Origin of the sequence: Amycolatopsis sp. WAC 04182 (assembly GCF_003947465.1) — a bacterium.
Lineage (GTDB): Bacteria > Actinomycetota > Actinomycetes > Mycobacteriales > Pseudonocardiaceae > Amycolatopsis.
This window is the reverse complement of the sequence record NZ_QHJJ01000001.1, coordinates 1362471-1372095: the sequence shown is the minus strand read 5'-3', so window position 1 is coordinate 1372095 and position 9625 is coordinate 1362471. Positions and strand designations below refer to the sequence as shown.

Sequence of the window (9625 nt, the reverse complement as noted above, 5' to 3'; positions counted from 1 at the left end):
CACCCCTTCCGGACTTTCGGGGAGTCTAGGTGCGTTGGTACAGGTCACGCAGTCCCGCTTTGATCTGCTCCGGCGTCATGCTTTGCCGCTGGTAGGCGTACTGCGCCGCCGCCAAGGGGGCGAGCAATGCGTCGGCCCTGAAATGCGCGTCCGCTTCCGGCTCGATCTCGCTGATCAACGCGACCAGGTGACTGTGGTGCAGCCGGTACGCGCCGGTCACGAACCGCGCCATCGGCGTCTCCGTCTCCGCGACCATCAGTAGCTCGCCATGCGTCTCAAGCCTGTCGACGTACTTTTCGAGAAACGCGCTGAGCCTTTGGGCTGCCGGCGCACCGGGCCCCAGCGGCGGCGGCCCGCTGATGAACGCTTCCTGGAACTCGCGCTCGTTCTCGTCGAGCAACGCCTGCGCCAACGCACCCTTGTCCGGGAAGCGCCGATACACGGTCCCGATCCCGACGCCCGCCTTCGCCGCGACCTCGTCCAACGCGAGCCCGTCGATCCCTTTGGCCGCCACAAGCTTGGCCGCCGCGTGGACGATCTTCTGCCGGTTGCGAGCCGCGTCCGCCCGCTCTGGAGTCCCGGCTCCTGCGATGGGAAGCACTCAGTGAGCCTAGCCGGTGGACAAGTGGAACTTTCTCCAGTTAACTAAGTGGAGAAACTTCCACTTAAGGAGACTTGGATGTCCGTCGAACACTTCACGAGCGACGACGCTTCGACCTGGTTCCAGCGCCTTGATCAGCAGATCTTCCTGGCCGACGTCCTCGCGCAAGACAGCGGCGCGGCCATGTCCGTCGGCTTCGGCCGCTACGGAAAAGGGGAGAAGAACCCGTGGAAGATGACCTACGACGAGGCTCTGGTCATCACTTCCGGCGTCTTCACTGTCGAGGGCCCTTCGGGTTCGGTGACGGCTCGCGTGGGCGAGGTGATCTACCTGCGGGCGGGGACTGAGCTCGTCTACGTGGCCGATGAGGACACGGAACTGGTTTATGTCACCTATCCGCATTGGCTGGCCGCTACGGAATCTTCAGTCGAAGCTCATCGTCTCGACGATTTCCACGAGGCCTGACGGCGGCTTGAACCTCCCAAATGGGACAAGTAGCCTCAGTCTGCGGGGGAGGGGTTCTATGACGGGGTTCGAAGCTGATCCGAAAGCCCTGCGCGACGCGGCCGATCAGGCCAAACGAGCCGCAGGAATCGTTCGCGAGCTCGATCTGGAGCGGGTGGCGGCGCTTTCCGGCGCATTGACCGGAACAGAGTCCGCGAAGACTGCCGCCGAGCTCGGTCCACATTGGGAGAACTCGATCGGTGTCTGGGCGAAGGGGGTGGATTCCTACGCGGCATCGCTGACCACGGCCGCGACCGCGTACCGGGTTCGAGATGACTCCGGTGAGCAGGAATTCGACGGGACAGGTGGTCGATGATGGTCACCTGGGCCGATGTCAGTCAGTGGAAAGCCGACGGGATCGGGCAGATCGGCGACCACTTGGCCGCGCAGAACCGTCAGGTGCTCGGCTTGCAGGACGAGATCGACGGTGCCAAGCCCGCCGGGTGGGCCGGTGAGGCAGCGGACGCGGCGGCCGAGAATCTGCGCGCCCGCTGTCAGGAACTCGAGGATCTCGCGGCGCGCCTGTCCGCGGCCGTGAAGATCATCGACGACACCGAGCAGGCTGTGCGCGATTTGGTGCGCAGTGTCGAGACGACCGAGGATTTCGCCGCCAAGAACGGTTTCCGGATCGACAACGGCAAGGTCGTCGAGACCGAAAACGCCGGCGGGTTTCTCTCCAGCGTGCTGGTACAGGTCGAGGTGGAAGCCATTCTGGCCCGCGCCGGCCAGATCGACACCGAACTGAATTCCGTGCTCAAGCGCATCCTCGCCGGCGAGATCGGTGACGCCGGCGCGACGACGCTGGCGGCGGCCGCCGCGGCAGGCGAAGACCGCATCGCCGACGAACAGCGGCATCGCGATCTCTTGGCGAAATACCAGGTCAAAACGGACGGCACGACAGTGTGGCCGAGCGGTCTGACCGGCTGGCTCGCGGAACGGGCGGGTTTCTCGAAGGAGAAGATCACTCAAGCCGAGGCCAAGTTGCTCGACGATCTCCAGATGCGCAAGGGAATGCTCGGGCTCAAGGAGTTCGCCGACATCCGGCAGGACGCCCTGCATGTCGCCGAAGGCAAATTCGAGGGCAAAGGCCTGACCGACGGGCATGCCGACGCGTTCCGCCACGCCTACTGGAACGCGATGATGACGCAGCGGTACGGCGAAGAATGGGCCCGCGACTTCGCCACGGCGCACGAACGGAACCCGAGCAGTCACCACGTCCCAGTGGCCATGGACCTGCACAACAACGAAGTCGGCCGCGCGATCGCCCGAGCCAACCCGGACGCCAGTCCCGAGCAGATGGCGAACCTGATCGAACAAGCCGTCAAGGACGGCAAAATGGTGGTCATCGACAAGAACGACACCCTGGTATCGTCCAACGAATCGCCTCCTGGCGAGACCCGCGAAACCAAGAACAAGCCTTGGCCCACGGACAATCCGGGGCGCAATGACGACCACGACCCCGGCGACCCGTCGGCGACTCCGGACCAATACTGACCATGCGCTTGATAGTGACTCTGCTCGCCCTGCTCGCCCTCGTGATGGGCTGTGGCACGAGCACCCCAGGAGTGACAGTGGAATTCGACGAAAGTCTCGAAAAAACGATAGGTGAACTTGCCAGGTCAGGCGGCTCGCGCCCGCTCAAGGAACTGGCACCCGGCGATTGGACGTCTGTGCACGTCCTCACCGGCCCCGCTTCCGGCGCGCGAATCGAACGCGAACTCGGCAGGCCTGTCACAGTCGAGGGCGATGGCACGCACAGCGGAGACTACGTCCAGGACGGCAATCTGCTCGTGTTCGATCGTGACGGCGCCACCACGCGGATGGTCAGCCTCGGCACTCTGGCCGCCCTCGGCGAGGGGAAGTACCGGGCCGATGTGGTGCTGCGGGCACAAGGGGGCGCTATCACGATGACCGACCCGGACGGGCGCCCAGCAGGTCGTTGACCGGGAGTGAGCGAGTGGGAGCCCACTGGAGAAAGACGGGCTCGGACGCAGTAGGCCCGCCTGGCCTTAGGTGGCTTGCGTGGACTGATCGACTGCTCGAATCATTGCGCAGAACCCTTCGATTACAGCCAGGTCATGCTCGGGGATCATTTCGCCGGAAAAATGCATAAGCTCATTGCGAATGTTCTTGACCTTTGTCAGGAGGTCATGGAAGGTTTGATGGTCTAGTGGCCACTTCGTCAGCTTGAAGTTGTCGAGTTCGGTATATATTCTGACGTAGTTGCCAAATGTGGGATTGCCGTTTGCCCATTTTGGTACGATTTTAATGAGGATGTCTTCCGGGATGCACCTTTTGGTATTGCGGCGAAGGCGGAGCTCTGTTTCCTCCAATAGTGAGAATGGTCGAGCAAGTGTGCCGAATTGGCGCGCCAGGTCGCTAGCCGTGATGATGCCTATGAGGGTGCGACGATCGTCGCCTCGTACCAGCACGTAGCCTCGGCGATAGATTTCGTCGATCTGGTCGAACAGCTCGTCGTCATAGTCGACGACTCGAACCTTTTCGGTCGCATCGCGCAATGTCGCGTCCGGATTGGTAAGACGTGCACGTCCGATCGATTCCCAGCTCACAGCCCCCTGGTAATCTCCGTTTTCGTCGACGACTGCGAGCTGTGAGTAGTTTCGGGCGAGCATCACGGTGATAGCTGCAGTGAGCGGGCGGTCGGGAGATATTTTTTCAATACTGGGCTCATCTGGCAGGATGGCTTGTACTCGCCACTTGGTGGGAAGTTCGTCGAGGGCTTCGGTGTCCGCGAGGTCGGATTGGCCGCCTTGGTCCGGTGAGGCGTCGGGCTCGGCGGCCACTTGTAGCAGCTCGACGACCATGTCCATGCGTGCTGTGGTGAACGGAGGCTTTGTGGAAATCCCGCGATCCGCCAGTTCTGCCTGAACGGTCTCCAGTGAGGTCGCCGTTCGACGACTGAAGCCCCATTTAGCCAGTAGCTCGCGGACTGTCAGTTTGACCGGCTCGGTACCGGCTTCTACGGCCTCCCAGAGATCCGCGAGGGTCGCGTCCGGTGCGACACTCGCGGAAACATGACGCCAGCCGGGATCAGGACGCCGAGCGGCAACCTCGCTGATCCGGTGGACGGCCTCATGGCGACTGAGCTGGCAAACGGTCAGTAGGGAACCGAGGCTGCTGCGTAGATCTGGTTGGAATTCGCTTGCGTCTACGTCCGTTCGGATCCATTGCACCGGACGGACATGCCGAAAACCAGCTGCTTTGTCATCTCGATGGCGATACGGGCCCGTGATCTCGCCGATCGCGAGTTTCTGTTTGCTCTTGACGGGCATCACTATCAAGTCGCCCTCGCTCATCTCCTGGGAGAATCGCCAGAGTTGGCCGGTCCAGTTGCCGATGACGTATCCCGAACGTTGCGGATAGAGTGCTTGGATCTGAGCCTTCAGTGCAGAGCGTGTCTCGAATCGACCGAGGTTTGGAACCCGCTCCCAGCCGACGATCGCGAGCCCGACGTCCAGCGCTTCTTGGTCACGTTCACCACGCCTTCCGGCGCGAACTTGCCATGCAGCAGTCACTGCTTCCCCCTCTGGAAGCCGGACAGAACAACTCAGATTAGCGGGCGTTGTCAAGCTCGCTAGAATCTTGTAAGGGAGTGAGCCTGGCCGACGTCAACGTCGCGGACGAGGTATTGCTCCGGCTGTGTTGAACGACTTCTGAGGCTGCGGTCAAGCGAAGCGCCAATGAGAGTGCCCCCGGCAGGATTCGAACCTGCGACACCCGCTTTAGGAGAGCGGTGCTCTATCCCCTGAGCTACGAGGGCATGTACTGCCACGCGCAGCCTACCGTGTAGATACCCGGCGGCGTCGAGAGGGCTGACCAACCCTGCGGCCGGCTCGGTGAACGCCCGGAATGCCCCGAACGGCGGTTGCCCAAGAGCCCGCGAGCGGGCATGCGGCCGGACCGCGACACTGGCCGCCTAGTGACACCCGACCTGCGGATCCGCCCAGGAGCAGCCACACTCTCCAGCAGTAAACCAGGGTCTGAATCGACGCCTAGATCGACACAGATGACCCGCGCGGGTCACTCGTACGTGTCTGGTTTCGAAACCCTGAACAACAGTAGGTAATCTTCGTTAACGGGACGCGAGACGCCGCTCCCCCGGCTGCCGGAGGGCTTCGTTGATCAAGCTCATGTTCGCCGACGACGAGGAACTGGTCCGTTCGGGCCTGCGTGCCATGATGTCGGGCGCTGCCGATATCGAGATCGTGGGCGAGGCGAGCGACGGGAGATCAGCGGTCGAGGTCGCCCGGCGGTACCACCCTGACGTCGCGTTGCTCGACATCAAGATGCGCGCGCCGGACGACGGCATTCGCGCGCTGAGGGCCATCCTCGCGCTGCCGGATCCGCCGACCGTGGCCATGTTGACCACGTTCGACATCGACGACTACGTCAGTCTCGCGCTCAGGCTCGGGGCCAACGGCTTCCTCCTCAAGGACATCGACCCGGCCGCGCTGCTCAGGGCGGTGAGAGACCTCGCGCGCGGTGGCGCGGTGCTCGACCCTGGGGTCGCGGCGCGGATGGTCCAGTCGCACCGGGACGAGCAGCGGGCCGCGCAGCCGGCGCGCAAGCTGCTCGCGTCGTTGTCCGATCGGGAGCGTGAGGTCGTCGGGCTGATCGGCCAAGGGTTGTCCAACGCCGAGATCGGCGGTCGCCTGCACCTGTCCGAGGCCACGGTCAAGGGCTACGTCTCGGCCGTCCTGTCCAAGATCGGCGCGGCGAACCGGGTGCAGGCCGCGCTGCTGGCCTACCGCGGTGGCCTGCTCGACCAGTAATGATCCTCACCGCGCTCGAGTTCCTCGGCTTGATCGCGTTCGCGGCTTCGGGGGCGCTCGCGGCGGTGCGGGCCAGGTTGGACGTCTTCGGGGTGGTCGTTGTCGGGTTGACGACCGCGCTCGGCGGCGGGGTCATCCGTGACGTCCTGCTCGGGATCACCCCGCCCACGACCCTGCGGACCTGGCCTTACCTCGCCGTTTGCGGCGGGACGGCGCTGGTCGTGTTCGTCTTCCATCCGCAGATCGCGAAGCTGCGGCGTGCCGTGTTGCTGGCGGACGCGCTCGGGCTCGGGGTGTTCGCGACGGCGGGGACCACCATCGCGTTGAACGCGGGCGCCACTCCCTACGCGGCGTGCCTGATCGGCATGACGACGGGTATCGGTGGTGGCGCTGTGCGTGACCTTCTCCTGCGGGAAATCCCGCTCGTGCTGCGGAAGGAGATCTACGCGGTCGCGGCGCTCGCGGGGGCCGTGCTCGTCGTGATCGGTCACTCTCTGCGACTGCCGCCGGGGGCGGTGACGCTGGTAGCAGCCGCCGCCGTGGTGGGGGTCCGGATGCTCGCTTTGTGGCGGAGATGGAACGCACCCGTTGCAAAAGGGCCCGAGACCGGCTGAAACGTCATGTGGACCGCCGGATTTCCTTTGTTGGTTCTGTGTGTGTTCTTAGGCGAGTCTCAGCACTCTGCGTAAGACTGTCGCCATGCGCATCCTCGTAGTGGACGACGACAGGGCCGTCCGTGAATCACTCAGGCGATCCCTTGAGTTCAACGGGTACCAGGTGGAACTGGCCGGGGACGGCGCGCAGGCCTTGGAAGCGATCATCGCCAACAGACCCGACGCGATGGTCCTCGACGTCATGATGCCGCGGCTCGACGGCCTTGAGGTTGCCCGGCGGCTGCGGAGCACCGGGGACGACCTGCCGATTCTCGTCCTCACCGCGCGGGACACCGTCTCCGACCGCGTGTCCGGTCTCGACGCCGGCGCCGACGACTACCTGCCGAAGCCCTTCGCGCTCGAAGAGCTTCTCGCGCGCCTTCGCGCGCTTCTGCGCCGGGCGATCCCGGATCCGCAGGCCGGACAGAATGCGGAGGTCCTCTCGTTCGCGGACCTCACCTTGGACCCGGGGACGCGCGAGGTGCGCCGGGCGGGGCGGGAGATCAGTCTCACCAGGACCGAATTCGCCCTGCTGGAGCTGTTCCTCTCCTACCCGAAGCACGTTCTGACCCGCAGCCGGATCCTGGAGGAAGTGTGGGGATACGACTTCCCGACCTCGGGCAACGCGCTGGAGGTCTACGTCGGTTATTTGCGCCGAAAGACCGAGGCTGGGAACGAACCGAGGCTGATCCACACGGTGCGGGGAGTGGGCTACGTGCTGAGGGAAACCCCGCCGTGACGGAGCCGGTCCCGGTCGTCGACGTGTCCGAAAAGGATCCGCGCGGCGACCGCTGGAGCACGCGGCGCTTCTCGCTCCGCGGCCGGGTGACGCTGCTCGCGGCCGCTTCGGTGGCCGGCGCGGTGGCGTTGGTGTCGCTCGGCGCGTATCTCGTCGTGAAGGACAACCTCTACCAGCAGGTTGACGACAACCTGCTCGCCCGCGCGCAGGCCGCGGTCGACTCGCCGCAGGTGCAGACCGAGTTGCAGCAGGTGCCGGGCGCCTTCCTGGCCAGCGCGGACCTGCAGATCGGCCAGCTGACGGTCGGCGAAAAGATCCGGCTGACCTTCCCGCAGTCCGGCAGCCGCCCGCCGTACGGCGCGGACGAGATCGCGGTCGCCACCGGGGAGTCGCCGTTCTCCCTGCGCACCGACCCGAAGACCGACAGCCGCGTCGTCGCCCTCCCGCAGGGGGACGGCCAGGCGATGGTGCTCGCGCAGTCGCTGGGGCCGACGAAGCGCACCCTGAACGAGCTTTCGGTGGTCCTGTTCCTGATCGGCGGCGCCGGGATCCTGGTCGCCGCGGCCGCGGGAACGGCCGTCGCGAGAGCGGGTTTGCGGCCGGTCGACAGACTGACGTCGGCGGCGGAACGCGTCGCCACCACGGGTGATCTGCGCCCGATCCCGGTGAGCGGCGACGACGAACTCGCCCGCCTCACCCAGAGTTTCAACACGATGCTGGGCACGGTCGCCGAATCGCAGGAGCGGCAACGGCAACTCGTCGCCGACGCCGGCCACGAACTCCGCACCCCGTTGACGTCGCTCCGCACCAACCTGGAGCTGCTCCTGTCCGCGAGCAGGCCGGGCGCGCGGACGCTGTCCGACGAGGACCGCGCCGACATCGAGGCCGACATCCGCGGCCAGCTCGACGAGCTGACCCAGCTGATCGGCGACCTCGTCGAACTGGCGCGCCAGGACGAGCCGCGGATCGAGCACGAGCGGGTCGAGATGGTCGACGTCGTCGAGCGCGCGCTGGACAGGGCACGCCGCCGTGCGGGCGAGATCGAGTTCGACGTCTCGCTCCAGCCGTGGGTGCTGACCGGCGACACGAGCGCGCTGGAACGCGCGGTGCTGAACCTGCTGGACAACGCGGTGAAGTTCTCGCCGGAAGGATCGACGGTCGGGGTCCGGCTGTATCCGATCGGCGACGGCACCGCGGTGCTCGAAGTCGAAGACTCCGGACCGGGGATCGCCGACGAGGACCTGCCGAAGGTGTTCGACCGCTTCTACCGCTCGTCGGAGGCGCGGACGCTGCCCGGTTCCGGGCTCGGTCTCGCCATCGTCCAGCACGCGGCGCAGCGGCACGGCGGCGACGTCTACGCGGGGCGCGCGTCCACCGGTGGCGCGCTGATGACCTTGCGGCTCCCGGGAGCCCCCGCCTGACGGGTGATTACGCTGACGGGTGATGAGCACCGAGAACGAGCCTGAGCTGCCGCCCCGCCGTCTGCTGTGGACACTGTTGGTGGCCGCGGTGCTGCTGGCCGCCGACCAGCTGACCAAATGGTGGGCCGTCGACGCCCTCACCGGACAGGCGCCGATCCCGGTGATCGGCGACTTCATCCGGTTCCGGCTGCTCTACAACCCGGGCGCGGCGTTCTCGTTGGGCGCGAACTCCACCTGGATCTTCGCGATCCTGGCGGCGGCCGCAGTGGTCGCGCTGCTGTGGATCTCCCGCAAGGTCCGTTCGGCGGGCTGGGCGATCTCGCTTGGGTTGCTGCTCGGTGGCGCGACGACGCATCTGGGCGACCGTTTGTTCCGCGAGCCCGGCTTCGCGCGCGGCCATGTCGTCGACTTCATCGACTACAACGGCTGGTTCGTCGGGAACGTCGCCGACATCGCGCTGTTCTTCGGCGCCGTCTCGCTTTTCGTGCTGAGTTTCCGCGGGATCCCGATCGATGGGGTCAGGGAGACGGCGGAGGAGTAACGAGACAGAACTCGTTCCCTTCCGGATCCGTGAGCACGACAAGTCCGTCTTCGGGACGCGCGAGTACGCGCGCGCCCAAGGAAACGAGGCGTTCGACGTCGTCTCCGGTCAGGTCCAGGTGAACCCGGTTCTTCACGACCTTCGATTCCGGAACCCGGTTGAAGAAGAGCCGCGGTCCCGATGCCGCTTCGACCAACACCGAAGGATCTTCTTCGGGGCCCGAAAACCCCAGTGAACGAAGGCGATCAAGCTCTTCTTCGTCATAGGGTGCGACTTCGTAACCGTCGAGCACGGACGCCCAGAATCGCGCCAGCGAAGCCGGATGACGGCAGTCGAAGACGACGTCGCGAAGCCTGGCCATGGCCTCATGGTG

The 9625-nt window shown here is 65.4% G+C and carries 12 protein-coding genes and 1 tRNA gene; 9 read left to right on the top strand and 4 right to left on the bottom strand.

What is annotated here, in order from left to right; genetic code table 11:
• Positions 1-25 precede the first annotated feature (25 nt).
• Positions 26-601, bottom strand: a complete 576-nt coding sequence (locus DMH01_RS06905; protein WP_125674213.1) for a TetR/AcrR family transcriptional regulator — start codon at positions 599-601, stop codon at positions 26-28.
• A 78-nt stretch (positions 602-679) separates the two neighbouring features.
• Between DMH01_RS06905 and DMH01_RS06900 the strand changes: the two genes are divergently transcribed.
• The 4 genes from DMH01_RS06900 (at position 680) to DMH01_RS06885 (ending at position 3048) form a co-directional block, all read left to right on the top strand.
• Positions 680-1066 carry a cupin gene (locus DMH01_RS06900; protein ID WP_125674212.1) on the top strand — a complete coding sequence of 129 codons (387 nt, stop codon included), beginning with the start codon at positions 680-682 and terminating at the stop codon, positions 1064-1066.
• A gap of 58 nt (positions 1067-1124) precedes the next feature.
• A complete protein-coding gene (locus tag DMH01_RS06895; protein WP_125674211.1) occupies positions 1125-1421 on the top strand; it encodes a hypothetical protein in 297 nt (98 codons plus the stop codon).
• Positions 1418-2599 carry a wnt family protein gene (locus DMH01_RS06890; RefSeq protein WP_233621419.1) on the top strand — a complete coding sequence of 394 codons (1182 nt, stop codon included), beginning with the start codon at positions 1418-1420 and terminating at the stop codon, positions 2597-2599. Before DMH01_RS06895 ends, DMH01_RS06890 begins: the two co-directional genes overlap by 4 nt.
• A 77-nt stretch (positions 2600-2676) precedes the next feature.
• Entirely contained in the window at positions 2677-3048 is a 372-nt protein-coding gene (locus DMH01_RS06885) for a hypothetical protein (RefSeq protein ID WP_125674210.1), read from the top strand.
• 66 nt (positions 3049-3114) lie between these two features.
• Here DMH01_RS06885 and DMH01_RS06880 read toward each other — a convergent pair whose 3' ends face one another.
• Together DMH01_RS06880 and DMH01_RS06875 are read right to left on the bottom strand one after the other, a co-directional pair.
• Positions 3115-4641, bottom strand: a complete 1527-nt coding sequence (locus DMH01_RS06880; protein ID WP_125674209.1) for a CBS domain-containing protein — start codon at positions 4639-4641, stop codon at positions 3115-3117.
• Positions 4642-4813: 172 nt separating this feature from the next.
• Positions 4814-4886, bottom strand: a tRNA-Arg gene (locus tag DMH01_RS06875).
• Positions 4887-5244: 358 nt separating this feature from the next.
• Here DMH01_RS06875 and DMH01_RS06870 point away from each other — a divergent pair.
• The 5 genes from DMH01_RS06870 to lspA all read left to right on the top strand — a co-directional run bounded on the left by DMH01_RS06870 (position 5245) and on the right by lspA (position 9252).
• On the top strand, positions 5245-5898 hold the full coding sequence (locus DMH01_RS06870; RefSeq protein ID WP_034305786.1) for a response regulator transcription factor: 654 nt from the start codon (positions 5245-5247) through the stop codon (positions 5896-5898).
• A complete protein-coding gene (locus DMH01_RS06865) occupies positions 5898-6512 on the top strand; it encodes a trimeric intracellular cation channel family protein (RefSeq protein ID WP_125674208.1) in 615 nt (204 codons plus the stop codon). The genes DMH01_RS06870 and DMH01_RS06865 overlap by 1 nt, the downstream gene beginning before the upstream one ends.
• A gap of 85 nt (positions 6513-6597) precedes the next feature.
• Positions 6598-7290 carry a response regulator transcription factor gene (locus DMH01_RS06860; protein WP_037340466.1) on the top strand — a complete coding sequence of 231 codons (693 nt, stop codon included), beginning with the start codon at positions 6598-6600 and terminating at the stop codon, positions 7288-7290.
• Complete coding sequence (locus DMH01_RS06855) at positions 7287-8711, top strand: HAMP domain-containing sensor histidine kinase (protein ID WP_125674207.1); 1425 nt, start codon at positions 7287-7289, stop codon at positions 8709-8711. Before DMH01_RS06860 ends, DMH01_RS06855 begins: the two co-directional genes overlap by 4 nt.
• A gap of 22 nt (positions 8712-8733) precedes the next feature.
• The gene (gene lspA, locus DMH01_RS06850) at positions 8734-9252 is read left to right on the top strand and encodes a signal peptidase II (RefSeq protein ID WP_125674206.1); all 519 of its coding nucleotides are present in this window, start codon (positions 8734-8736) and stop codon (positions 9250-9252) included.
• On the opposite strand, the gene DMH01_RS06845 is transcribed toward lspA, so the two are convergent.
• A complete protein-coding gene (locus tag DMH01_RS06845) occupies positions 9230-9613 on the bottom strand; it encodes a VOC family protein (RefSeq protein ID WP_125674205.1) in 384 nt (127 codons plus the stop codon). The genes lspA and DMH01_RS06845 overlap by 23 nt on opposite strands.
• Positions 9614-9625 lie beyond the last annotated feature (12 nt).

Excerpts from the sequence above, each read along its gene's own strand:
- DMH01_RS06900 (WP_125674212.1), top strand. The coding sequence starts at position 680 with ATGTCCGTCGAACACTTCACGAGCGACGACGCTTCGACCTGGTTCCAG.
- DMH01_RS06865 (WP_125674208.1), top strand. The coding sequence starts at position 5,898 with ATGATCCTCACCGCGCTCGAGTTCCTCGGCTTGATCGCGTTCGCGGCT.
- DMH01_RS06845 (WP_125674205.1), bottom strand. The coding sequence starts at position 9,613 with ATGGCCAGGCTTCGCGACGTCGTCTTCGACTGCCGTCATCCGGCTTCG.
- DMH01_RS06860 (WP_037340466.1), top strand. The coding sequence starts at position 6,598 with ATGCGCATCCTCGTAGTGGACGACGACAGGGCCGTCCGTGAATCACTC.
- DMH01_RS06895 (WP_125674211.1), top strand. The coding sequence starts at position 1,125 with ATGACGGGGTTCGAAGCTGATCCGAAAGCCCTGCGCGACGCGGCCGAT.
- lspA (WP_125674206.1), top strand. The coding sequence starts at position 8,734 with ATGAGCACCGAGAACGAGCCTGAGCTGCCGCCCCGCCGTCTGCTGTGG.
- DMH01_RS06890 (WP_233621419.1), top strand. The coding sequence starts at position 1,418 with ATGATGGTCACCTGGGCCGATGTCAGTCAGTGGAAAGCCGACGGGATC.